General features: G+C 62.0%; 29 protein-coding genes. 6 read left to right on the top strand and 23 right to left on the bottom strand.

Going from position 1 to position 23,173, the window contains the following annotated elements; all coding sequences use genetic code 11:
* Window positions 1-16 precede the first annotated feature (16 nt).
* The 18 genes from KR52_RS06660 to hisA all read right to left on the bottom strand — a co-directional run bounded on the left by KR52_RS06660 (window position 17) and on the right by hisA (window position 15,132).
* Window positions 17-1,096 (bottom strand): Gfo/Idh/MocA family protein, encoded by a 1,080-nt coding sequence (locus tag KR52_RS06660; RefSeq protein WP_038553907.1) that lies wholly within the window; start codon window positions 1,094-1,096, stop codon window positions 17-19.
* A gap of 1 nt (window position 1,097) precedes the next feature.
* Window positions 1,098-1,469 carry a hypothetical protein gene (locus KR52_RS06655; RefSeq protein ID WP_038553904.1) on the bottom strand — a complete coding sequence of 124 codons (372 nt, stop codon included), beginning with the start codon at window positions 1,467-1,469 and terminating at the stop codon, window positions 1,098-1,100.
* A complete protein-coding gene (accD, locus tag KR52_RS06650; RefSeq protein WP_038553902.1) occupies window positions 1,466-2,347 on the bottom strand; it encodes an acetyl-CoA carboxylase, carboxyltransferase subunit beta in 882 nt (293 codons plus the stop codon). The genes KR52_RS06655 and accD overlap by 4 nt, the downstream gene beginning before the upstream one ends.
* Before the next feature lie 53 nt (window positions 2,348-2,400).
* A complete protein-coding gene (locus KR52_RS06645; protein ID WP_038553900.1) occupies window positions 2,401-3,198 on the bottom strand; it encodes an A24 family peptidase in 798 nt (265 codons plus the stop codon).
* Window positions 3,186-3,479 (bottom strand): hypothetical protein, encoded by a 294-nt coding sequence (locus KR52_RS06640; protein ID WP_038556977.1) that lies wholly within the window; start codon window positions 3,477-3,479, stop codon window positions 3,186-3,188. Before KR52_RS06640 ends, KR52_RS06645 begins: the two co-directional genes overlap by 13 nt.
* 61 nt (window positions 3,480-3,540) lie before the next feature.
* Window positions 3,541-4,443: a phosphoribulokinase gene (locus tag KR52_RS06635; protein WP_038553898.1), complete on the bottom strand. Its 903-nt coding sequence runs from the start codon at window positions 4,441-4,443 to the stop codon at window positions 3,541-3,543.
* 64 nt (window positions 4,444-4,507) lie between these two features.
* The gene (leuB, locus tag KR52_RS06630; RefSeq protein WP_038553896.1) at window positions 4,508-5,581 is read right to left on the bottom strand and encodes a 3-isopropylmalate dehydrogenase; all 1,074 of its coding nucleotides are present in this window, start codon (window positions 5,579-5,581) and stop codon (window positions 4,508-4,510) included.
* A gap of 31 nt (window positions 5,582-5,612) precedes the next feature.
* Window positions 5,613-6,656 carry a UDP-3-O-(3-hydroxymyristoyl)glucosamine N-acyltransferase gene (gene lpxD / locus KR52_RS06625; protein WP_038553894.1) on the bottom strand — a complete coding sequence of 348 codons (1,044 nt, stop codon included), beginning with the start codon at window positions 6,654-6,656 and terminating at the stop codon, window positions 5,613-5,615.
* Window positions 6,657-6,691: 35 nt separating this feature from the next.
* Window positions 6,692-7,765: a glutamate 5-kinase gene (gene proB / locus KR52_RS06620; protein ID WP_038553892.1), complete on the bottom strand. Its 1,074-nt coding sequence runs from the start codon at window positions 7,763-7,765 to the stop codon at window positions 6,692-6,694.
* Window positions 7,762-8,283 carry a YqeG family HAD IIIA-type phosphatase gene (locus tag KR52_RS06615; RefSeq protein ID WP_038553890.1) on the bottom strand — a complete coding sequence of 174 codons (522 nt, stop codon included), beginning with the start codon at window positions 8,281-8,283 and terminating at the stop codon, window positions 7,762-7,764. Before KR52_RS06615 ends, proB begins: the two co-directional genes overlap by 4 nt.
* Window positions 8,271-8,825, bottom strand: a complete 555-nt coding sequence (locus tag KR52_RS06610; protein WP_038553888.1) for a DUF3727 domain-containing protein — start codon at window positions 8,823-8,825, stop codon at window positions 8,271-8,273. Before KR52_RS06610 ends, KR52_RS06615 begins: the two co-directional genes overlap by 13 nt.
* Before the next feature lie 20 nt (window positions 8,826-8,845).
* Window positions 8,846-9,322 carry a Holliday junction resolvase RuvX gene (gene ruvX, locus KR52_RS06605; protein ID WP_038553886.1) on the bottom strand — a complete coding sequence of 159 codons (477 nt, stop codon included), beginning with the start codon at window positions 9,320-9,322 and terminating at the stop codon, window positions 8,846-8,848.
* Entirely contained in the window at window positions 9,322-10,353 is a 1,032-nt protein-coding gene (locus tag KR52_RS06600) for a hypothetical protein (protein WP_038553884.1), read from the bottom strand. The genes ruvX and KR52_RS06600 overlap by 1 nt, the downstream gene beginning before the upstream one ends.
* Window positions 10,354-10,391: 38 nt before the next feature.
* Window positions 10,392-11,552: a F420-0--gamma-glutamyl ligase gene (locus tag KR52_RS06595; protein WP_038553882.1), complete on the bottom strand. Its 1,161-nt coding sequence runs from the start codon at window positions 11,550-11,552 to the stop codon at window positions 10,392-10,394.
* Window positions 11,553-11,616: 64 nt separating this feature from the next.
* Entirely contained in the window at window positions 11,617-12,183 is a 567-nt protein-coding gene (locus tag KR52_RS06590) for a thylakoid membrane photosystem I accumulation factor (protein ID WP_038553881.1), read from the bottom strand.
* Window positions 12,184-12,198: 15 nt separating this feature from the next.
* Window positions 12,199-13,800: a DUF3685 domain-containing protein gene (locus KR52_RS06585; RefSeq protein WP_038553879.1), complete on the bottom strand. Its 1,602-nt coding sequence runs from the start codon at window positions 13,798-13,800 to the stop codon at window positions 12,199-12,201.
* Window positions 13,801-13,867: 67 nt separating this feature from the next.
* Window positions 13,868-14,236 carry a Fur family transcriptional regulator gene (locus KR52_RS06580; RefSeq protein ID WP_253912477.1) on the bottom strand — a complete coding sequence of 123 codons (369 nt, stop codon included), beginning with the start codon at window positions 14,234-14,236 and terminating at the stop codon, window positions 13,868-13,870.
* 128 nt (window positions 14,237-14,364) lie between these two features.
* Window positions 14,365-15,132, bottom strand: a complete 768-nt coding sequence (hisA, locus tag KR52_RS06575; RefSeq protein ID WP_038553877.1) for a 1-(5-phosphoribosyl)-5-[(5-phosphoribosylamino)methylideneamino]imidazole-4-carboxamide isomerase — start codon at window positions 15,130-15,132, stop codon at window positions 14,365-14,367.
* Window positions 15,133-15,203: 71 nt separating this feature from the next.
* On the opposite strand from hisA, the gene KR52_RS06570 reads away from it, so the two are divergent.
* Window positions 15,204-16,124, top strand: coding sequence for an NAD-dependent epimerase/dehydratase family protein (locus KR52_RS06570; RefSeq protein ID WP_038556973.1), 921 nt, complete (start codon window positions 15,204-15,206; stop codon window positions 16,122-16,124).
* On the opposite strand, the gene KR52_RS06565 is transcribed toward KR52_RS06570, so the two are convergent.
* Complete coding sequence (locus KR52_RS06565) at window positions 16,093-16,629, bottom strand: CDP-alcohol phosphatidyltransferase family protein (RefSeq protein WP_038553875.1); 537 nt, start codon at window positions 16,627-16,629, stop codon at window positions 16,093-16,095. The two genes, KR52_RS06570 and KR52_RS06565, sit on opposite strands and share 32 nt — an antisense overlap.
* 31 nt (window positions 16,630-16,660) lie before the next feature.
* On the opposite strand from KR52_RS06565, the gene KR52_RS06560 reads away from it, so the two are divergent.
* Entirely contained in the window at window positions 16,661-17,134 is a 474-nt protein-coding gene (locus KR52_RS06560; RefSeq protein WP_038553873.1) for a CBS domain-containing protein, read from the top strand.
* 1 nt (window position 17,135) lies between these two features.
* Here the strand turns inward: KR52_RS06560 and KR52_RS06555 are convergent, their stop codons facing one another.
* On the bottom strand, window positions 17,136-18,299 hold the full coding sequence (locus KR52_RS06555; RefSeq protein ID WP_038553871.1) for a hypothetical protein: 1,164 nt from the start codon (window positions 18,297-18,299) through the stop codon (window positions 17,136-17,138).
* A gap of 85 nt (window positions 18,300-18,384) precedes the next feature.
* Here KR52_RS06555 and KR52_RS06550 point away from each other — a divergent pair, with 85 nt between their 5' ends.
* The 3 genes from KR52_RS06550 to KR52_RS06535 all read left to right on the top strand — a co-directional run bounded on the left by KR52_RS06550 (window position 18,385) and on the right by KR52_RS06535 (window position 20,431).
* Entirely contained in the window at window positions 18,385-18,846 is a 462-nt protein-coding gene (locus KR52_RS06550) for a L,D-transpeptidase (RefSeq protein ID WP_038556971.1), read from the top strand.
* 25 nt (window positions 18,847-18,871) lie between these two features.
* A complete protein-coding gene (locus KR52_RS06545; RefSeq protein WP_173402199.1) occupies window positions 18,872-19,141 on the top strand; it encodes a hypothetical protein in 270 nt (89 codons plus the stop codon).
* 1,056 nt (window positions 19,142-20,197) lie between these two features.
* On the top strand, window positions 20,198-20,431 hold the full coding sequence (locus tag KR52_RS06535; RefSeq protein ID WP_038553868.1) for a hypothetical protein: 234 nt from the start codon (window positions 20,198-20,200) through the stop codon (window positions 20,429-20,431).
* A gap of 670 nt (window positions 20,432-21,101) precedes the next feature.
* On the opposite strand, the gene KR52_RS13620 is transcribed toward KR52_RS06535, so the two are convergent.
* From KR52_RS13620 to KR52_RS06530, 3 genes are all read right to left on the bottom strand, one after another.
* Window positions 21,102-21,620, bottom strand: a complete 519-nt coding sequence (locus KR52_RS13620; protein ID WP_253912329.1) for an aromatic acid exporter family protein — start codon at window positions 21,618-21,620, stop codon at window positions 21,102-21,104.
* A complete protein-coding gene (locus KR52_RS13615) occupies window positions 21,592-21,852 on the bottom strand; it encodes a thermonuclease family protein (RefSeq protein WP_253912476.1) in 261 nt (86 codons plus the stop codon). Before KR52_RS13615 ends, KR52_RS13620 begins: the two co-directional genes overlap by 29 nt.
* A gap of 229 nt (window positions 21,853-22,081) precedes the next feature.
* Window positions 22,082-22,552: a cupin domain-containing protein gene (locus tag KR52_RS06530; RefSeq protein ID WP_051834293.1), complete on the bottom strand. Its 471-nt coding sequence runs from the start codon at window positions 22,550-22,552 to the stop codon at window positions 22,082-22,084.
* 202 nt (window positions 22,553-22,754) lie between these two features.
* Here KR52_RS06530 and KR52_RS06525 point away from each other — a divergent pair, with 202 nt between their 5' ends.
* Window positions 22,755-23,009: a hypothetical protein gene (locus KR52_RS06525; protein ID WP_051834292.1), complete on the top strand. Its 255-nt coding sequence runs from the start codon at window positions 22,755-22,757 to the stop codon at window positions 23,007-23,009.
* The last annotated feature ends 164 nt before the right edge of the window (window positions 23,010-23,173 follow it).

The following is a 23,173-nucleotide window of genomic DNA, read 5'->3' as shown; positions in this document are numbered from 1 at the left end:
GCATCATTTTGCGCAATCAAAGGTGAGCAACTGACGCTTCAACCCGATCGCATGCGTCCCGGCTCATCACACCTTCGCTCAAGCCAGGAACCATCGGCTGGCCCGTGCGGATGCTCTCGGCCCACCAGCCCAGCACCCTAGCCACAGGGGCGATGCGGCCATCCGACCAGGTTTCCGGGAAGGTGAGGTCGGCATCCGGCTCCAGCGAGCGGAAGGGCTCACCGAGCGGGGCATGCTGCAGCTCAAAGCCATGGACGTAGTCCTTCTGATTGGTGCTGCTGAGCAGCAGCGATCCCGAGGCCCCCACCACATCTAGACAGAACCCGCGACCGTTGCGCGACACGGAACTGAGGCTGACCTGAGCCGGCACCGGCTGCTCCGGCCTTCCCTGCCAATGGCACACGGCCTGCAGCAGCGACACATCGGGGGCATCCACAGCCGCCAGGCCGCCCCCAGGCTGTGGGCGTTGCTTGATCGAGACGCTGTTCACGGCCTGGAGGGATTCCATGGGGCCGATCAACCAATTCAGCATGTCGCAGGCATGGGTGCCTAAAGCTCCGATCACACCTCCGCCCTGATCGGCCTGGGCATACCAATTCCAGCCGCGCTGAGGATCGGCACGGCTGCCCATCAGCCAGTCGAGCTTCACCAGCCAAGGCGTGCCGACAGCACCGGCCTGCAGAAGGCGTGCGGCCTGCATGAACAAGGGAACAGCCCGGTATTCATAATCCACAGCCACCGACAGTCCCCGTGCCATGGCCAGCCGCTGCAACTCCCTGGCTTGATCGGCATGCAGGGCGATGGGCTTCTCCAGCATGAGGTGCTTGCCCGCCTCAAGGGCGCGACGGGCCAGGCCAAAGCGTGGTGCCGGGGGAGTCGCAATGACCACCGCCTCCACGGCGGGATCAGCCAACAGCGCGTCCCAGTCGGTGTACCCCTTCAGCCCATGAACGGCCGTGGCGGCATCCAGCCGCTCCTGCCGAGGGTGCCAGAGCGCAACCGCCTGAAGATCAGATGCTGCGGCAAGGGCCGGAAGATGCACCTTCTCTCCAAAGCCAAGTCCGGCAACGGCAACACCAATGGGTTGTGGAGACATGTCAGCTGGAGAGGGGTTCGGTGCACACAGCCTCAATCACCGACGTGATCAGCCCGTCGTCCCCGGCAGGCTGCCATTGGGCACGAAAGCGCGGCAACCCATTCACCTGTTTGTCGCGATACAGACCCTGCGCGCAGTCCAGTTGCATCACATAGAGCTCCCCAGGAGGCTGATTTCCGTCGTCTGTCGCCGCCGGTGTGAACCGGCTCAGCACCGTTCGAAAACCATCCCGATCCATGCGCACACTGCCGCGATCCCACCATTGCTGACCCGCGTCAGTGACGGGAACCTCAATCCATTCGACGGGAGCTGCCAACACAGGGGCTGCCCAGCAGATCCACCCCAGCATCAGAGCAAGACCCAACCTGATCATGCGCTGGTGAGCTCCATCGGTTTACAGCCATGCAAACGCAGCAGATTGGCCAGGGTGGATCGCAACTGGGTGCGGGGAACGATCGTGTCCACGAACCCATGCTCCTGCAGATATTCAGCCGTCTGGAAATTGTCGGGAAGCTTCTCCCGCAGGGTTTGCTCGATCACGCGGCGTCCAGCGAAGCCAATCAACGCTTTAGGCTCCGCCAGGATCAGGTCGCCCAACATGGCAAAACTTGCTGTGACGCCACCGGTGGTGGGGTGGGTGAGCAAGGGCATGTAGAGCAGCTCGGCATCGCGGTGGCGTTCCAGCGCGCCCGAGATCTTGGCCATCTGCATCAGACTGAGCATCCCCTCCTGCATCCGGGCACCGCCGGAGGCACAGACAATCAGCAGCGGCAGCTTTCGAGCGGTGGACTCCTCGATCAAACGGGTGATCTTTTCGCCGACCACCGATCCCATTGACCCCCCCATGAAGCGGAAATCCATCGCCGCCAATCCCATGGGAATGCCTTCCACCCGGCACAGACCTGTCACCACACCATCTCGCAACCCCGTTGAAGCCTGACTTTCACGCAGGCGGTCGGCATAGGCCCGCCGGTCTTTGAAGCCGAGGGGGTCCACCGGCGACAGATCGGCATTCAGCACCTGAAAACTGTCTGGATCAGCGATCAGTGCAATGCGCTCGGCACTGTCAATCCGATGGTGGTAGCCGCAGTTGGCGCAGACACTGGCATTGAGCTTCAGATCCTTGAGATAAACGACCTGGCCACACTCCGGACATTTGCTCCACAGGCCATCACCTTCATCCGGTTCCTGTTTGACGTTGGCGACGTACTGACCCTTGCGGCGATCAGCGAACCAGTCGAACAGAGACACACAAGGCTGTCAGCTCCCACCATTAAAAGCCGGACCTGGTTCCGGCGGCCGGCTCAGACGCCCGATAGCAGCAACCAGGCCTGCCACCACCAGAGTGCACCGGTCAGCCAGACCAACCAGATCCCCAGGGCGATGAAGGGGCCAAAGGGGAAGGGCTCCCTGGGGCCCAGACGGCCCATCAGACGAGCCGTGCCTCCGACCAGGGCGCCCGACACAATCGCAATGGCCATGGCGGCAGCGATGCCTGCTGGGCCGAGCCATGCCCCACCCAGCGCCGCCAACTTGGCATCGCCGAGACCCAGCGCAGGCTGCCCCAACAGCCTTTCGGCCAAAGCACTGAGCGCTTCCAACAGCAGCAAGGCCAGCACAGCAGCGATCAAATGGCTGGCAAGCACAGGGATCCCAGCAGCAGTGCTGACGAGCAGACCAAGCACCACCCCCCAGCGGCACAAGGGCTCCGGCAACCAAAGGTGATCCAGATCGATCAACACCAGCGGCAGCAGCAACGCGATCAGAGGCAGACCAGCCCACGGCAGCCAGAGATCAGGCAGGCCCCCGCCAGCACCTGGCCAGACCAACGTCGCCGACATCCATAGGCCAGCACTCAGGATCTCCACAGCGGGGTAGCGCCAGCTGATCGAGGCCCCACAATCGCGACAGCACCCCCTCAGCAACAGCCAACCGAACAGCGGCAGATTGTCGTGCCAGCGGATGGCATGGCCACATTTCGGGCAGTGGCTACCGGGGAAGACCACCGATTCCTCGCGGGGCAAGCGCCACGCCACCACGTTGGTGAAACTGCCAACGAAGGCGCCCACCAGCGCCATCCAGGTCAAGTTCAACCCTTCCATCGGTTCCGACCACGGTTCGTACGCCCCCGGATCAGATCGATCGCGATGAATTCCTCGTCCGGCAGCAGCACTGGCGTTTCGAAAACCACACGCCCATCGGGGTCCTGCGGATCCACAACGACACCAAGGGGCTCAGGCCCTGCGGGAGTGCTGGAGAGATAGGCGAAATAGATCTGACGGGCCTGGGCGATCAGCGAGCGGCTGTCAATCCGATCCCAGCGTGGAACGGGCGGCCCCCCCGAGGCTCCACGGATTTCAAAGGAGGGCGTTGACCAAGAAATAAAGCCCACCTGATCACTCAGATGGGCCCATTGTAGAGATGATTGTTGTGTCGAGAAGCGTTCAGCTGAGCTTCTTCTTCTCTTCGATCATGCGGTGAATGATCGGGGTGAGGATCAGTTCCATGGCGAAGCCCATCTTGCCGCCGTTCACGACGATGCTGGTAGGGCTGGACATGAAGGAATCGTGGATCATGCTCAGCAGGTAGCCGAAGTCGATCCCCCACTTCTCACGAGCACCCTTGCGGAAGTGGATGATCACGAAGCTTTCATCCGGCGTCGGGATGTTCCGGCAGATGAAGGGGTTGGAGGTGTCCACCGTGGGAACCCTCTGGAAGTTGATATCGGTCTGGCTGAACTGCGGGCAGATGTGATTGATGTAATCGGGCATCCGGCGCAGGATCGTGTCAACGATCGCCTCAGCGGAATAACCACGCTCAGCGTTGTCGCGATGGATCTTCTGAATCCACTCGAGGTTGGTGATCGGCACCACGCCCACCAACAGATCGGCCAGGGCGGCGACGTCGTACCCCGCACCCTTCACACCACCGTGAAGGCCCTCATAGAACAACACATCAGTGCCCGAGGGGATGTCTTCCCAAGGGGTGAACTGTCCCGGCTCGAGGTTGACGCCGAGACGGGCGTTGTGTTCGGCCGCTTCTTCAGGGCTGTGGAGGTAGTAGCGCTTCTGGCCGGCACCGGTCTCGCCGTAGGTGCGGAACAGTTCCTCGAGCTTGTCGAAGAGGTTGGCCTCAGGGCCGAAGTGGGAGAAGTTCTCACCCTTGGCCAGGGCATCCGCCATGGCCTGTTTCATGGGCATCCGCTCGTAGCGGTGGTAGCTGTCTCCTTCCACCACTGCAGGGGTGATTCCCTCCCGCGCAAAGATGTGCTCGAAGGCGCGCTTGACGGTGCTGGTTCCAGCTCCGGAAGAACCGGTAACAGCGACAACCGGATGACGCTTCGACATCGACGCAGGGACTACTGGCTCGGCGATCTTGCCAGATCAGGGCCCGATTGCACCAATCCCCGGCCTACAGAGCCTTGAGCAATTCCGCACCCATGGCGCGACAACCCAGCTGGGTGAAGCCTTCTGCCATCAGATCACCGGTGCGGAAGCCGCCGGCCAGAACGGCATCGACAGCAGCCTCAAGATCATCAGCAGCCGCGGTCTGTTTCAGGCCGATGCGCAGCATCATCGCGGCCGACAACACCATGGCCATGGGATTGGCCTTGTCCTGACCGGCGATGTCGGGGGCCGACCCGTGCACAGGCTCAAACAGACCAGGGCCCTCACTGCCGAGGGACGCCGACGGCAGCATGCCGATGGAGCCGGTGAGCATCGCCGCCTCGTCGCTGAGGATGTCGCCGAAGAGGTTGCCGGTGAGCAGCACATCGAACTGGCGGGGAGCACGCACCAGCTGCATGGCCGCGTTGTCCACATACATGTGGCTCACCTCCACACCGCCATAGGTGGGCGCCATGGCATCCACGCGGTCCCGCCAGAGCTGGCTCACATCGAGCACATTCGCCTTGTCCACCGAACAGAGGCGACCCCGCCGCTCCTGGGCGATCTCAAAGGCCACCTTCGCGATCCGATCCACCTCCGAGGCGGAGTAGGTCATGGTGTTGAAACCGCGCTCCTCCCCCTCGGCCTCGATGCGTCCCTTGGGCTGACCGAAGTAGATGCCTCCAGTGAGCTCCCGCACCACCATCAGGTCCACGCCCTCGATCACCTCGCGCTTGAGGCTGCTGGCGTCAATTAGGGGCGGAACAATCTTGACCGGCCGCAGATTGGCAAACAGCTCCATGCCGGCGCGCAGGCCGAGCAAACCGGTTTCCGGCCGTTTCTCGCGGGGCAGGCTGTCGAAACGCGGGCTGCCGATGGCCGCCAGCAACACCGCATCCGCTGCCTTGCAGGCCTCCAGAGTGCTGGAGGGCAGTGGCTCTCCGGTGGCATCGATGGCGCTGCCGCCGATGGGCTGTTCCTCGAAGCTCAACGAAAACCCATGGCGCTGGCTCACCACCTCCAGCAGCTGGCGGGCGACAGCGGTGATCTCGGGGCCGATGCCATCACCGGGCAGGAGAACAACGCGGTGCTGAGCCATGACGGTGCGTGCGGCAGGTCGACCGCTGAGGTTACTGAGGGGAGTCGCGTTTGAGCTCCCGCAGGGTCTTGGCCATCTCCGGCAACTTGCTGAAGGCGGCAGAGCAACGCAACCAGAGGCGGTTGGGGATCGCGGGATAACCGCTCACCACCTCACCAGAGGCCACCTCACCGTGAATCCCGCTCTTGGAACTAGCGATGGCACGGTCACCCACCACCGCGCGATTGGCCACCCCCACCTGGCCTGCCAGGATCACCCCATGCCCGATCCGGGCCCCCCCGGCGATCCCCACCTGGGACGCGAAGGCACAGCCACGCCCGGTGGTGACGCCATGGCCGATCTGGACGAGATTGTCGATCTTGGTGCCGGCACCGATGCGGGTCTCCCCCACAGAGGGGCGGTCGATGGTGGTGCCGCAACCGACCTCAACGCCCTCTTCAAGAACCACCTGGCCGGTCTGCGGCATCTTTCGCCATCCCTTCGCCGTCGGCACGAAGCCGAAGCCCTCGGACCCGACAACGGCATTGGAGTTCACCACGCAGCCGGGCCCGAGGCGGCTTCCGGGGTGCAGAACTGCATTGGCGTGCAGCTCGCAACCATCCCCCACCACCACGTCGTCGTAGATCACAACCCCGGGGTGAACGATGCAGTCAGCACCGACACAGCTTCCCTCTCCGATGCAGACCCGTGGACCGACAGCACTGCCCGGGCCCACCACGGCGCGATCAGCAATCACCGCCGAGGGATGGATCTCCGCCAACGGTCGACGGCGTGGATGCAATTGATCCAGGGCTTCGGCAAAGGCCAGACGCGGATCAGCGAAGACCGCAAAGGCGATGCCACGCTCAGAAGCCAGATCAATCAGATCCTGCTGGTCAGGCAGCAACAGAGCGCCGACGCCGCTGGCGCCCAAAGCGGCTGTCAGGGCATTGCCCTTCTCCAGGAAGCTGAGTTGTGCTGCTGAGGCCTGGTCGAGAGAAGCGGCACCCTCAAGCCATGGATCCAAGCCGGCCTGGCTCCAGCGCAAGCCTGCATCCCCGGTCTGCAGAACCTTGATCAGGGTGCTGAAACGCATGGCAGCCAGGGCATTCGGGCGGATCGTAGACGTGGTTACCGGCCGCGCAGCACTAGCACATCGCGATGCACCACCACCGGTGAGGGCCCACCCGACGATGGAGCGTTGATGGCGGCCTGCAGCTGATCGCTGGCCATCGAACAAAGGCCACGGCCCACATCCAGACCATCGGGGTCCAGCAACTGAACGGCCTGATTGGCGGCGAAGTCGCCCCGCACATCCGTGACACCCACCAGGAGCAATGACGCCCCTCGGTGCTTCAGCGCGGCGCAGGCCCCGGCATCCAGCTGCAATTCACCCTCAGGTCGCAGTACATGGGCCAGCCAACTGCGTCGATTCCCCAGGGGTTCGGGGTGGGGATGGAACACCGTTCCCCCCCGTCCACCCTGCAGCAAGGCCTCAAGGCGGTTGGGGTCGCGACCATCAGCAAGCTGCACGGTGATGCCACTGGCGGTGGCGATCCGGGCTGCCGCCAGCTTCGTGGTCATGCCCCCGGTGCCCCAGCGACCACCGTCGCCAGCCCCCTCTTCCAGTTGATCCAGGTCGCGGGGATGGTGGACATCCGAAATGGGCTCGGCGTTGGCATCGACCCGCGGATCCGCAGAGTAGAGGCGATCAACATCGGTGAGCAGGATCAGTTGCTGTGCCTCAACGGCGGCGGCCACCAACGCCGACAAGGTGTCGTTGTCGCCGAAGCGCAACTCCGCCGGCGACAGGGCGTCGTTCTCGTTGATCACCGGCAGCACCCCCCAGCTCAACAACTGCCGCAAGGTGCCGGAGGCATTCTGATAACGACGGCGATCGGCCAGATCGGAGCGGGTCAACAGCACCTGAGCCACGGAACGACCGTGGCGGGCCATCGCCCGCTCATACAGAGCCATCAACGCGCCCTGGCCGATGGCCGCTGCCGCTTGCAGGGCCACCACCGTGTCGGGTCGGCTGGACAGGGCCAACCTCTGGCAGCCCAGCCCCACGGCACCACTGGTGACCAGCACCACCTGGTCGCCACGGGCCATGGCGCCGGCAAAGCAGCGGGCGTAGCCCTCAATGGAGGCGGCGGTCTCCCCCCTGAGCAGGCTGGTGCCGATTTTAACGACCCACAGGGTCATATTGAAGGGGCCCCCATGGCGCGGGCCATGGCGCGTTCGAGCCGCTGCACACGGTCATGGCGGCAGGGCTTGCCGTCCGCCCGAACCGGTCGAACCAACACCGTGTAGAGCCCCATCCGATTCCCGCAGAGCACATCCGTGAACAGGCGGTCGCCGATCATCGCGATCGCTTCAGGTGGCAGCGCCAGATCGCGAACCACGCTGCGCAAAGCTCCACGGCGAGGCTTGCCAGCACCGGAGGTGAAGCTGACCCCCAGTTGTTCGGCCACGGCGGAGATCCGTTCGCGGGAGGGGTTGTTGCTGAACAGATGCAGTTGCATGCGGCGGCCGGCATCCACCAGCCAGTCGCTCACAGGCCCAGGCAGAGTCACATCACGTCCGGGCAGGAGGGTGCGGTCGACGTCGATGACGGCCGCCCGTAGACCATGGGCCGTGAGGTGAGGCAGCGAGAGCTGAGCAATGGTCAGACCGGGCTCCCAATCAGGCTTCAACCAGTGCTGCTCCCTCAATCCGGCCATTCACGTTCCTCCAGTTCCGCCTCGATCAGGGGTTGAACCCGGTCCAGTTCATCGTCGCTCAGCAGCACCGCCTGACCATCCACCATCCGCACCAGCACAAGGAACGGGTCGAGCGGAATGTAGAGCCCGTATTCCTCCGAGTCGACCATGAAGCTCACCAGCAACTCAAAGGTCTCGGCATCCTCGTCAACGTCGTCGTCCTCTTCCAGCTCATCGAGGTCATCCTGATCCGGCTCATCCAATTCACCACTCACCGTGAGGGTGATCGCCGATCGCACCAACACCAGATCGTGCTCCTGAAGCACTACATCAGCCACCGACAAAATGGGCTCACTGCTGGCGACTTCCGTGATCGGCACCGGCTCCGCATCATCCTTGAGCCGAAACAACGACACCGGTGTGTCAACGGGCGACAGCAGGGCGTAGTCCTGGCCGTCGAGCGGGATCAGGTGTTCAAGGAAACACAGCAGGTCATGGCCCTCGCGATCGCGGACCAGCAGGGTGGGGTGATCGCTGCTCTTTCCAGGTCCCGACTCAGACATCGACGTGGCTCTGACTGGGCTCAGGATCCACCATCGGCCGCCCCGGCGCCCGACCTTGACGCACGGCGTTGGGCCGGTTTGAGCTCCGGACCCTCCGCCAGCCACTGCTCCAGCAGCAGTACAGCGGCTGCACTGTCGAGACGTCCGCTGCGGTCCCCCGTCAAGCCGAATTGCTCACCAGCAGCCCAGGTGCTGCTGTGCTCATTCACCCAGGCCAGTGGCAAATCAAGGGCGGCAGCCAGCCGCAGGCCATAGCGCTGGCAGTGCTCCACCTGGGCCGTGGGCTGGCCAGCGGCATCCAGAGGCAACCCAACCACGAGACCCTGCACCGAGCGTTCAGAGCAGTGGGCCCGCAGAACGATCAGATCAGCATCAAAACGACCGCGACGCAACGCGGTGAGTGGCGTCACGCTGATGCCAAGGGGGTCGCAGCCAGCCAGACCAATGCGCCTCCGGCCCACATCCAGGCTGAGAATCGAACAGGGTCGCGGCCGCATCAACGCCGATCGCCCAGGCTTGGGGTCGGCAGGGGTGTGCCCTGGGGCCGCAGGCGCCCCAGCACCTGATCCAGCGATCGGGTCAGCTGCAGGTTGCGCTGGGGTGACTGACGCCGCCACATGCTGCGTCCCAGCAGCAGCTGCTCGTCGCCGCGGGTCCAGCCCTCCGCCTCCAGGATCAGGCTCAGGGGTGCATCGTCAAAGGCCGTGAGCAATCCTCTGGGACGCCCTCGCCGAATGATTCCATTCAGCACCGTTGGCAGCGCCTGATCCAGACGGGGATCCCAGGCCACATCCCGCATGAGCTCCACAAGTCCGGGCTCTCCGGCATCTGGAAGGCGGATGCAGCCGGCCAGGACAACCTCTCCTGCCATCAACACCCCACAACCCGGGCCATGGCGGTCCAAGAGATCCAGCCAATGACGATCGGTGATCTGGCGGAGGTGGCTGTGGCTGCCGCCCTGCTCAATCGGCCAGAGCAACTGCGCGGTGCGGCGGTTCAAGGCCGCCCAGCGCAGCCCCGCAGGCAGCTGATCGCTGCCAGTTGGCTCAGCCTCGGCATCTGGTGGACACCAGCACTGATAAGGGCGAAGCGGTTGGAAGCCAAGCTCCCGCAGCAGTGCGATGGCCTCAGCATCCGTGGACGGGCAGCGGATCACCCAACTGCAGATCTGGGCGGTCCAGGAGTGCAGCGCCTGTTGAAGCAAGGCCTGCTGAACGGCGCGATTGCTGTGATCGTCCGCCGACCCCAGCAGCTCCGGCAGGTGGAGGATCCAGCAGCTGCCGCGGCGGTTGAACGGCCGGGCCACAACGCTGGCCACCGGGCGGTCCCCATCGAGGGCCACCAGGCAACGCGGCGAGCGACTGGGAAGAAGGTCAGGGAAGCGCTGCTCGACGTTGGAGAGCCATTCACCGATCAGAAAGCCCTGAAAACGAGAGAGCTGACTGAAGGGCGCACCCTGGGTCCAACGCGCCAGATGGGCGGGGTTGAGGGGCTCAATGCGAAGCGAGGTTGTTTTGGATTCTTCCACCGGACAACCTCCAACCCCATCTGCTCACAATGTATCGCTCATTCCAGGCCTGGCCGCACCAACACCAGGGGGGTGCGCTCATTGGCATTGCCGGCGGGATTGGGGCGCAGGGCCCGGCCCAGCAATCCCTCATCACAACCTGGGCTGGAGGCCAGAACTTTCACACGGCCGAGGTCATTGACGTCAACGATGGCGACATCAACGCCGAGCGCGGACGAGGCCTCACGACAGAACTGCTCAGCCCAGGATGGTCCCAGAACAATGGTCTGGTCGTAGGGCGGTGTGGTGCCGGTGATGTCGTCGATCAAGCGGGCCTGGTCACCGGCGAGGCGATAGAACCCTCCAGGGATGCCCACCAGCTTCATCATCAGCCCCCCCAGCCAGGCGGCGAGAACCCGGGTCGGGCCCACCAGATCGATCAGGGTCTGCATCCCACAAGCCGTCGCCAGGCTGCTGGTGGGGTGGAACACCCGGCAGGCCAGACGCGCCACCATGCCGGGTTCAACTTCACTGGGATGGCGGTAGCGCCCCTGGATCACAGCCACGGGGGTCTCGCCGATGGTGAGAATGTCACCGGGCTGGATCAAGTCGGCTGCATAGGTCCGCAAGACGTCAATGGCGTCATCCAGGGGGCCAAGCAAGTGGGTGCGCAGTGGCAACACGCGGCACCCCTCCCCTGGGGTGAAGCGGGCTTGTTCGGGCTGCAGAGGTTGAGGGCGTCGCAGCGGAACCAACACGCCCTGGCGACGCTGCAAGCGACCGAAAGGCCCGTAATTCACCCAGTGCGCATCCACCCAAAGGCTGTCGACCCGGGCCGATGGCGTCGGACCGGTGATCTCGATCGAAACCCGGGCCCGCGTGGTCTTGCGTCCCTTGACGATGTAAGCCGCCCAATAGCCGTCGGCTCGCGTCTCCTCATCGGGATGGTCCGCAATGACCCGCGTGGTCACCTCCAAACCCGCAGGATCGGAGGAGCCCAGCAGCACAGGTTCGATCCGCAACTCCGGTACAAACACCTCCATCCGGGGATGGGGGTTGCTGATCTCCAGCACGCCTTCGATGCGGAGACATTCCCCCAGATCATCCACGCGCCAGTCGAGGGGGGTCATCCGCAACGGCGAGGCTGGCCGCATGCGATGACGGAGCTCCAGCCAGGCCACAGCGAGTCCAAGGCCTAGCGGAGCAAGCAGCAGCGACACAGCGGATCCGGCTCAACGACCGGTACAACTGGCCGGCAGCGTAGGCGCCATGGCGGTGGGCGTCTCAGTTGGCGGTGACTTCGATGTTCACTTCGTTGAAACTGCCTTCCTGATCGATCCGACCCAGATCAGGAGCCGTAAGACCGGTGGCAGCGCTGATGGCGTCGTTGATGGCTGCCAGGGGAACCTGACCGTTCTGATCAAGAACAACCCGGCCATCGGTGCCGATCACCACCACCTGAGGAATGGTTCCGGACCAATAGGTGGCTGGGTCACCAGCCCCCAGCGCTTCGCGTCCCTGGAGCGGATCGGTGGAGAGCGGCAGCAGATCGATGCTGCGCCCCCAAAGCCGTTGCAGTTCCGACACCACGGGAGCGAAGCGTTTGCTCACGGCGCTGTCATCCAGGTAGTAAACGATCACAGCGGTGCGTCCCTCGGCAAGGGACTCTTCCAGGGTGCTGGCGGGAGGAACCAACGAACCGTTGCCGGCGTAGAGGGCATAGATGTTGCCGTCGTAGCTGTCGCTGTTCAACACAGCGGCGGCTGGGGAGACATGGAGCAGCAGCGCGATCGATAGGGTGATCAGACAGCGCACCAAAGCGAGCATCAAGCCGAAGCAACGGATCGCCATTGTGGACCCAGGGGCCTAGCTGCGGCCAAGGCTGCGACCCATGCCCTGGGCGATACCCCGCCCCACCAGACCAATCGCGCGACCCAGCACCTGGGTCAACAGGATCACAGCCAGATCTCCAATTCGGCGCACCAGGGCCTGGACCTGCGGGGCGAGAGCATCCCGGGCTTCCAGGAGCAAGGCCACCTGCCGCTGCCACCAACCCAGCTGATTGAGCTCCTTGTCACGGGGCTCCGTCAGCAGCAGCGGTTCGATGCGACCCGAGCGCAACTGAAACAAGGTGCGCTGGCTCTCGTAGAGCTGAATGGGACGCTCGACCCAATCAGCCCAACGCAGCTGGGTGTTCAAACGGTTCCTGAGCCGGTCGAGCTCCCGGGTCGCCAGAAGGGGGTCCCGCAGCAGGTAACGACGCAGCTCCGGCCAGTCACCGCAGGCATCGAGCAGTTCGGCACCAATCAGTTCCGCCGTCCTCACCAGCCAATTGCTGACCAGGGTTTCCAGTTGCAGGAAGGCCCTGGGATCGTCCGCCGGCAGCAGCAGGCCGTTCACCAGCATCGGTTGATCGGACACCAGCGGCGCCAGCATCCCCGTTGGATCCGGCAGTTCGCCATCTTCGCCGCTGAGATCAGCACGGCTCAGCAATGAGGCCACCACCGGCTGCAGCTCCCCGTTGCAGGGAATCTGGACATAACTGCCCGCCAGAGCGGTGAGCGCCTGCTGGCGCAACTCGGGCTGCAACGCATCCCAGGCCTGGGCCATCGCCATGCCGTCCTGGCGGCTGCGCAGGCGCTGCAAAACCTGATCGAGCTGTTGCAGCAGGGCCAGGAGCAACTCCCGGCGGCGATCCGGATGCAGGCCCTCAATCGCCAGCAGACGACCGGTGGAATTGGTTAATCCAGCCTGAACCGAGCCATCAATGCGGTCGCGGATGGCATCCCATACGGCGACGGCATTGCGTTCCCGGAGGCTAATCGCCGTGGTCGAGGGCGATCCCTGGCTGGGAGATGGAGATGAGGGCACCAGGGGTTCTGCATGCTCGAGCCCCATCTGCAGCGGACCCCAGATCCAGAGCAGCAACCCCTTGGCAACGCGAAGTTCGCGGCGCCGTCCCCGCAGCAGAGCAAACAGCAGTGGATGCTCCGGGGGCGGATTGAGCATGGCCTCCACCAGCTCCAGGTCGCGACTCACCTGCTGCAAGCCACTGACCAGCAACCACTGCCCCAGGCCCATGGTCTGCTCTTGCCCCTCGGCCTCCGATGGGGCCTCCAGGCGAATGTCCCGCCCCCCCTTCAGCAGGGTGTCGATGGCGTTCTGCAGGTCCTGAACATCAATGTTTTGAAGCAAGCCTGCCGCCGGCAAGCCCAGCAGCTGCTCGCGCGACAAGCGAATGTCGCTGGGCAACAGCAGCAGCACCGGGGCGGGCTGCCAGCGCTCCTGCAAGGCGAACAGCTCCTGTTGAACCGACGCCAGTGAGGCCATGCGGTCGATTGACCAGATCACCAAAGCCGGAGCACCCGTCAGTCTCTCGGGGCGAAGCACCACCTCCCAATCGTCCCGGGCAGAGGTGAGTTTCAGCGCCAGCGACTCCCCGAGCAGATCCGGAGCGAGCAGCAACATCCGCACCGTTGAAGGGGAAGCCAAGCGATGAAACCAAGCAATTGGGCTCAAGGTAACGAGCTTCTGCTCAGTTCTCCAGGGTGCGCCGGCCGTTCAATTGCAGGGTGTACGACTCGATCCGAAAGCCGGTGCGCCGTTCGATCTGACGCAACAGGTCGTCGGGGAGAACAACATCGATGTCTTCGATCGAACCGCTGTCCAGGCAGGCCAGATGGCTGTGGGGATCGCTCCTATAGCCGTACAAGCGACCACTGGCACGGTCGAGGCACTCGATCACACCTGCCGACTGCAGGGCTTCGAGGTTCTGATACACCGAGGTATGGCCGATGCTGCGGCCCCTCAGATTCAACTGTTCGAAGATGTCACGTGCACTGAGGTGGCTTTTTTCGGTCCAGAGCAGGTCGAGCACCATGCGCCGCTGACGGCTGAGGCGCATCCCCAGCCGTCGGCATTGCTCAAACACCTCCTGCAAGCTGCCCGCAGGGGACGGCGTGCTGCTCTTGCTTGCGGCTGGTCTTACCACAAAAGGGGCCTGCTCCCTCAACAATAAGACCCAAGACCAGCTCAGGCGATGTCTGCCGCCACGGCGGTGACGTCTTGAAGTCTTGCCTCTCCGATCGCGGCCATGGCCTCAGCCAGGGCCACCCGGCCGTCATACAGAGCTCGACCAACGATCACCCCTGAAACACCAAGCGGCTCCAGCGGCAGGAGCGAGAGGAGGTCAGCCATGCAACCGATGCCACCGGAGGCAATCACCGGAACAGCACTGCATTGCGCCATGGTTCGCAAGGCCTCGAGATTGGGGCCGGCAAGGGTTCCATCGGTGGCGATGTCGGTGGTGATGATCGCCGCGATGCCAGCGGCGCTGAACTGCTTGGCCAGATCGGTGGCCAGAACATCGCTCTGCTCGATCCAGCCCCGGGTCGCCACCCGGCCGTCGTTGGCATCAATGCCGACAACGATGCGGCCGGGATGGCGTTGGGCCAACTCCTGCACCAACGCCGGCTGTTCAATCGCCACCGTGCCGAGGATGACGCGATCCAGGCCACAGTCGATCAACTCTTCGGCGCGCTCGAGCGAGCGCACACCACCACCGAGCTGCACAGGAATGTCGAGGGCCTTGGTGATGGCCCGCACGGCGGCGTCATTGATCGGCTCACCCCGCTTGGCGCCATCGAGATCCACCAGGTGCAGACGGGTTGCCCCCTGGCTCTGCCAACTAAGGGCCTGAGCGACAGGATCCTCGCTGAATCGTGTGACCTGGTCGTAATCCCCCTGGTGGAGCCGAACGCAGGCTCCATCGAGCAAATCAATGGCGGGAATGATCTCCATCGGGGTCGGACCAGAGACCCTCCATCCTGCAGCGCCACGCTTCAATGGCTGCGCTTTTCGGGCCCAAGTGCATGAAGATCCTGGTGATGGGGGGAACCCGCTTCGTGGGCCGGCCCCTGGTGGCCCGCCTGCAGGCCCAGGGCCATGCACTGACCCTGTTCACCCGCGGCAAGAACCCCGTCCCCGCCGGCGTGGAACACCTCTGTGGTGATCGCAGCAGCGATGAAGGCCTGAGGGCGCTGCAGGGCCGCAGCTTCGATGTGATCGTCGACAGTTCGGGACGCAAGCAGGAGGACAGCAGCCGCGTGGTGGCCATCACCGGGGCCCCCAGCCATCGCTTTGTGTATGTGAGTTCAGCCGGGGTGTACGCCGATTCGGTGCAATGGCCCCTGGATGAATCCAGCCCCACCGATCCGCAGAGCCGTCACGCCGGCAAGGCCGACACGGAGGCCTGGCTGCGCAAGGAGGGCATCCCCTTCACCAGCTTCCGGCCCACTTACATCTACGGCCCGGGCAACTACAACCCGGTGGAACGCTGGTTCTTCGATCGCATCGTTCACAACCGCCCGATTCCGCTCCCCGGCGACGGCAGCACGATCACCCAACTGGGCCATGTGGAGGATCTGGCAGAAGCGATGGCCCGTTGCATCGACGTGGATGCTGCGGCCAACCGCATCTACAACTGCTCCGGCAAACAGGGCATCAGCTTCCGGGGCCTGATCCGCGCCGCAGCCGTGGCCTGCGGCCGCGATCCCGATGGCCTCGAGCTGCGCAGCTTCAACCCCAGCGATCTGGACCCCAAGGCCCGCAAGGCCTTCCCGCTGCGGCTCAATCACTTCCTCACCGACATCACCCGGGTGGAACGCGAACTGGCCTGGCAACCCAGCTTCGACCTGGCCAAGGGCCTGGCTGACAGCTACAGCAACGACTACGCCCTCAACCTAACCGCAGCCCCAGACTTCAGTTCTGACGATGCGCTGATCGGGGCGTGATGTAGCCCAGGGCTGAGCGCAGAGCCAGGGCGAGGGAAGGCCAGAACAGCCACCAGCCCAGGTTCTGAAGGCCGGCAGCACCAATCCAAGAGGAAGGCCAGAGCATCAGCAACAGGCTGAGGAACTGAAGGATCGTCTTGGCTTTGCCCAACCGCGAGGCCGGCCCTCCATCGCTGGCCTGGGAGCGCCAGCCTGAAATCAACAACTCGCGGGCCAGCAGCAACCAGACCGCCCAGAGCGGCAGCGCAGCGGACGACGCCAGCCAGAGCAACGGTGCTGCGATCAGCACCTTGTCGGTGAGGGGGTCCACGCGGGCACCCCAGCTGCTGCCACCACCGGCACGGCGAGCCAGCCAGCCATCGGCCGCATCACTGAGGCCGGCCAGCAGCAGCAGCCACCAGGCCCAGCCCTGCCAGCCGAACTGCAGGGCAAGGATCAGCGGTAAACCGGCAATGGCTCGCGCCACGGTGAGTCCGTTGGCGATCGAACGCAAAGGCAGAGACAACGCTCAGAATGCGGACAGCTGAACCTTGATCATGGTCCTGCAGCTCACGGTGGCTGATGTGATGACCCAACCCGTGCTGACGGTCACGCCCGACACGCCATTGCAGCAGGCTGTTCAGATGATCAGCGAGCACCACGTCAGTGGCTTGCCAGTGGTGGATGCAGACGGGCGTCTGATCGGCGAACTGACCGAACAGGATCTGATGGTGCGGGAAAGCGGTGTTGATGCTGGCCCTTACGTGATGCTGCTGGACAGCGTGATCTACCTACGCAATCCCTTGAACTGGGACAAGCAGGTGCACCAGGTGCTTGGCACCAACGTGAGCGATCTGATGCGCAAGGACTCCCACAGCTGCGGGACTGACCTACCCCTCCCCAAGGCAGCATCCCAGCTGCATGAGCGAGGAACGCAACGCTTGTTCGTGCTGGACGAGAACGACCATCCCGTCGGGGTGATCACCCGCGGTGATGTGGTGCGTGCCCTCGCCTCCCATCAAGGCGGCTGATTCAGAGAGCCGGTCGAATTCCGATCGCGACGGGTTGGATCGATCGGAAGCTGACGACATCGCCCACCTTGAGCTGAGCGAGCGGATTGCCGTTGAGCCCATCACGAACATCGAGGTTGTGAACGCCTCCGAACGGCCCCCTCAGGCTGAGTTCATGGTCCTGTTCCGAGACCTTCACCACTTCCGCGGTTCCGGTTGCCATCGCCACCCGAGCCCCCTTGCGCACCTCACCGAAGTCTTCCGACAGGATCACGTCCTCGCGGGCAAAGCTGAGGCTGTTTGCAGGGCTTTTGCGCAGATCCACCACCAGGCCATCGAGGATATCGATGATTACCTCATCACCATTGCTGACACCGGTGGTTTGGAGCCCGCCGCCCATGGTGATCAACAGGGTGTGTCCATAGGGGCTCTGCACCTCCATCACCTGCTGGTCGGGCTTGAACTGCAGCAAGGTGCCCCTCACCTGCGAGAGCTCGAACGCCTCCAGCAACTCAGCCTTCAAGCTTGTGCGGCGATCGGCGACAGCACTGTGCAGGGGTTGTTGCTGCGTTGCCCCCGCCTCGGCAGCAGGCGTGGAGACGCGTTCAATCCCCACCGCCACCGGCTGAATCAAACGGAAATCCACCAGATCGCCGGCCTGCAGCGCAGGGAAGAGATCATCATCACCGGGCATCACAACATCAAGGTTGTGGATGCCTCCGAGCGGTCCCATCAGGCTGAGGCTGCGGTCGGTTGCCGACACCTTCAGAACCCGTGCTGTTCCTGAGGCCAGGGCCACCCGCATACCTTTTTTCAGTGGCCCCATATCCATCGGCATGATGATGTCTTCGCGATCAAAACTCAGCGTCGTTTCCTTGCTGCGCTCCAGGTCCACCACCAGACCATCCAACAGCGAGACATCCACGCGATCGCCCTTGCGGAGTCGCAGGGGAGCCATGTCGATGCCGACCGTGACGATTTCCTGGTGACCTTCCGGATCGATGACCTCTATCACCTTCTGCTCCGGCTGAACGGCATTGACAACGCCGCGCAGATGCGTGAGTTCAAAACCAGCCAGCTGCTCGGGCGTGAATCCAGCCCTGGCAGGCATGTTGAACCCCAGGATTGAGACCACGGCAGCCGCCCCAGCGGCCAGGACGGGGCTGATTCCAGAGCAGCGGGACATGGTTCAGGCTCCGGCCAAGCAACGGGTTGACGCTAGCCCCTTTCGAATGGGTCAAAATGCCTGCGGTCGCCTGTTGCACACGCCCATGCAGCCTCGTTCAATCCTCTTGACGGCAGCGTTGGGCCTAGGGGCCATGTCCGCGGTTCCAGCGCAAGCCGAAACTTCGATCGAGATCAGCCTCAAGACGAGATATCTCACCCTCCTGGACGACGGCAAGGTGATCGGTAAGTACCCCGTGGCCATCGGTGCACCGGAATCTCCGACGCCGCCGGGCACATATGCGGTGACCAAAATGGATCCTCAGCCGACGTATCACAAGAAAGGCAAAGTTATTGCACCAGGGCCGAAAAACCCTGTGGGAGTGCGTTACGTGGCTTATGTGCAAATCGGCACCGGCGAATACGCCATCCATGGCACGGCCTGGCCGAACTGGGTGAAATTGCGGGCCGCCGTCAGCCTGGGCTGCATTCGGATGCTGAACAGCGATGTGATTCAGGTGTACAACCGCATCAAGGTCGGCACACCGGTGCTCGTCACCAGCAACTGATCCATTGTTTTCGCTCTGAGCTCCAATGCTTCGTTTTGTCCTGATCGCCTGTGTGATGGCACTTGTACCTGTCCAAGGCCAAGCCATGCCCACAGCGGAGATCGAAGAAAACGATTTCCTCGACCTCGTTGATGGCGAGGGAAACGTGCTCATCCAGGCTCAAGGCGTTGATGCCGTCAATGCCGAAGCCAGGGCCCAAGGCCTTGCATTTCCTGCCCTGGGGTACTGGTCACCGGAGGGTCACTGCTTTGTGACACCTGCCCCGGGGGACTGCAACGGCGTGTTCAAGCGCTAAGAGCGAGAGCAGAAGCACGTCGGCTGCCACCAAGCCAGCGCTGACAACGTGCAGATCGAAAGGGGTGCGTTGATACTTCTTCTCACAAGCAAAAGGAGTTACGACACAAGAACCACTGCCATCCACCTCGTGTCAGTTATTACACGGTTCCACGATGACGCTGGCGATGTTCCTCCAATCAAGTTCGAAATCGGGCATCAGGGAATCGAGCGCGAACACTTGACCCGTTTCGTCTGGGACAGGATTATGAGATTGCTTCTTATGGGTAAGGATCTCGAAGCCAACTCCCTCTTGGAAGAATTTGATGAGCCACCGCTTTGGGACGACCCACTCAATTGAACGATGGGAACGCCCCTAACGCAGTGGCTTCAGCTGGTTGCCTGGGTCCTGCTCGCCACCACTCTGATTTGCCTGAGTGCAACAGGAGTTTTTTGATGTTGTCAGCTGGCGGTTGACAGACAGCTGTCAACAATTCGCAAATAGTGTGGATGGCCCAGCAATCGCTATCCACCTCAAATCTGGAGATGATTTCAGAGACTTCAACAAATCGATCGTGATCAAAGAATGACAGCATGCCCAACCCATAACGTGTCCCGCCAGGAGCACCATGCAGGATTTTAATGGCATGACTTGTCAGGATCACGAGAGCAGCCTTGGTTTCATGGCAGCTCGATAACGAACACTTGGACTGTCTTGATCATGTGAGTGTTCCACGCCAACTGCCTTGGTTGACGTAGCAGAAGAGGAGCTGAGCTCCAGCAGAAGCATCACACCAAACCTTCATCAGCCGGCGAATCAATCACTCAACGAACATCCAACAGACCGCCAGGATCCAACTGCTCATGGCCCAAATAATGCGTTGACCGGACAGACCAGGGGGAATGAGCTTGCGGAGATCGTGCAAGATCCAACAAACAGGTTGCTTTTGTAGCGCTGAGATACAGAATCAAGCGTGCACGGAAGCAGAGAACCGTGCGCTGGAGGGTAGGAGTGGTGTCCTACCCCTTTCTTTTGATCAGGCTGGCAAGCTCAACACGGCTGTGATCAGGCGACCCCATGGCAATGAGCCTTTGGGCTGATGTCCGATGCATCAAAAACGCGCAGACTGAAAGAACCGCCACGACGCAGATGACGATTCAATGGCTAACTGCTGCTCGCAGGATTGGCAAGCGCCTGGCATCCATTGATCCACCCAGCCTCAGCGAACTGAGCGACGAGACCTACGAAGTGATCTGCGGAGTTGCTGGTTGCGTCGTCAAGAGAAAAAAATTCACGCGCACCCAAAGCTGATGATCACCTGCTGCCAACACGACACAATGCACCACATCTAGCGCTTTGGCACGAAAAAGCCCGCTACTGGAGCGGGCCGGGTGATGGGGTTTTTAAGAATAGCCTTAGCAGGCACTAAATGCAGCGCAGGAGTCGACTGAGAGCCATTCGTTACGCAAATACATCACAGTCTTAAGTGACTCTTGCGGGCCACCACATCTGGCGTGTCACGGGTATTGTTCTTCCATCGCATCAAGATCTGGTGCAGATGGCCGGGTGATGGGGGTTACTACGGCATCGAAGAACCGCTCTCCAAGGGGGGCGGTTTTTTGGTCTGCACCGGCTTCTTTATACCAACCCAGAATCTGGGATCAAGGCGACGCCAACACTCTCCGGTCAGCTGTTGAGCTGAACCCAGCAACCTTGCGATCCCCAGCGACTTGCCATCGTCGTGAAGATGGACTCTGGGCTGGAACAGCGGCTCGTCAAAGGAGAGGGGCATAAAAGAGACGTCAATACCCCATGGCGATTCGGCAGCACTTGATCTGTCAAGGGCACCTCGCGAGGCTGAGGTTCAACGTGCCCATCAACGCGCCATCCATCTCTTTGGAAGATCTCACAACACAGCCTGGTTCCGAGGCAGCCCGTCAACACGCGAACAGCCCACTCAAAGATCCACCAGAGCATTGACTCATTGATGCCTTGCTGTGGGCCACACTCTCGCCACAAAGAGAGCAACTGCTATACCGAGCGCGACATCAACAAACCGTGCTCCAGCTGTGAACCAGACGTCAGTGTGATCAGGATCACTGACAACGACCGTCAGGGCGATCGCACCAAATCGAAGTGAGCTCGGATGCAGCTTTGCAGCAGTACAGAGCAGGCCCAGCAAAACAATTGCAATCCCATAGTTGATGAGGTTGTAATCCGTAAAACTAACTTGCAATCCCGCCAGAAGAACACCGAGAAGAGTCCCAAAAAGTCGGCGACGAGCTGTTGCAACTACACCTTCGAAAGCATCCAATGAGCAGACGATGGCGGAAATCGGTGCCCAATATGGGTCTGGCAAATGAAGAGATTGAGCTAAACCCATTGAAAGAAGTGCAGCTAAAGCTGTTTGGAGTGGGCTGCTGAGGAAAGAGCGCATACGGGCCATCTCAATTGCCGTGAAACGGCGAGGATCATCGGGTCCAGACACATGATCCGGCATGATTCCGATCGATGTCGGCGTGACCACGTCTCACGAGGTCCTGCCCCACATTGATGTCATCAACATAGAGCTCGGCCACAGTTCGACCATTGCGGTCGATCGCCATGCGTTGGATGAAAACCTGTTTCCCGACAACGTATTGGCTTAAATGATCGATTGCACGAATGGCACGGTTGTTAGGAAGCAAGACAGCTTGCATTGACGTGGGTCGCAGCCGAGGTTGTTCTTTCATTTCAGGCACATCAATACAGGCAATCCTGATCGATTCACCTGTTGTACTTGTACAGGTCTCCCCGTCCTGGCAGGAGGCGATTGTCACTCTGGGCCCGGCGTGAGCAGGTCCAAACATCAAAAGAAGAAAGGCAACAGTTCTGATCACGCAGATTTGTCTCCAGTCACTTGTTCCGAGCCATGTCGTTCAGGTTCTGGCTCAGCACCAGGAGGGGAAGCGATCGAAGGGTTCACGGCATTGGAATCACATCCACGACCAGAGCTGTAGCAGGCAGCGCTGATGTGTTGGTCCAACCATGTCGAACTCCTGTTTGCTCAAACACGGCATCCCCCTGCCGGCGAAGAATCCTCCTTGGCCCTTGCCCGTCGTCACGGATCTCCACCAGTGAACCGCTGAGAAGATACGCCACCCCGGGGCGTTGTCGATGTTCATGCCAGGCCACCGATCCACCAGGTTCAATCGTGATCAGCCTCGCTCGGAACACCCTGTCGTTCAGCGATCTGAACTCCTGGGAAAGGGCAATAGCACCGAGATCCTTGGTGGACACATCACGTGTCTGATGCGGCGCCAGCCCAGGTGGGGCCTGATGCTCTGCGGCGGGGATGACATCGGTCGACGCGTGCTGGGGAATCACTGGATGCGCAAAACCTGATGCCGGAAGAAACAGCAGGATGAGGGAGGCTCCGAGAGACAGTTGCATCAATCGTCGACGGGGGATCACCCCAGCATGGTGGTGACCAAGACGGTTGGCTTACCAAGAGGCGACGCGTCAAAGAACAGGCAAAAGGCTTGCCTGGCCTCCGCATTTAGGACGTCCCGTGAGTTGCACTGCACTCCAGATGTCAAAAATGCAGCGATCTCTGAACCGTGCAGCTACCACTTCGACAGTCGCATCACTGCGAATGCGCCAGTGGCAGTACAAAAGCATCCGCCTTGATTACAAAGGGCGTGGAATCACGCAGGAGATCAATCTTCTCGATATCGATGGCGAGCGAGTACGGGGATGGGGCTCAAGCAAGGAGGTGCCAACCCTGCCGGAGATGTTTGAGGCACTAGGGAAAGATGGCTGGGAGCTGGTGACGCACGCTGTCAATCAAGACGTGCAAGCCAACGGAACTACGTTCCATTACTACAACTTTCGGCGACCTCTTCCATGAGTGAATTCAACAGGCTGATGCGGGGTGGCTCCAGAAGAGAAAGCATCAAGAAGCGTCAAGCCTCGAGAAAAAATGTGCGCTCAGCACTCGCCTGGTCTCTGGGCATCTCCTTTGGCCTGATGCTTGCGGCACCTCTCATGGGAACACTCGTTTTCATCCCCACC

It is taken from the genome of Synechococcus sp. KORDI-52, assembly GCF_000737595.1.
Lineage (GTDB): Bacteria > Cyanobacteriota > Cyanobacteriia > PCC-6307 > Cyanobiaceae > Parasynechococcus.
The sequence above is the reverse complement of the archived record's forward strand: the minus strand, read 5'-3'. Positions and strand labels throughout refer to the sequence as shown.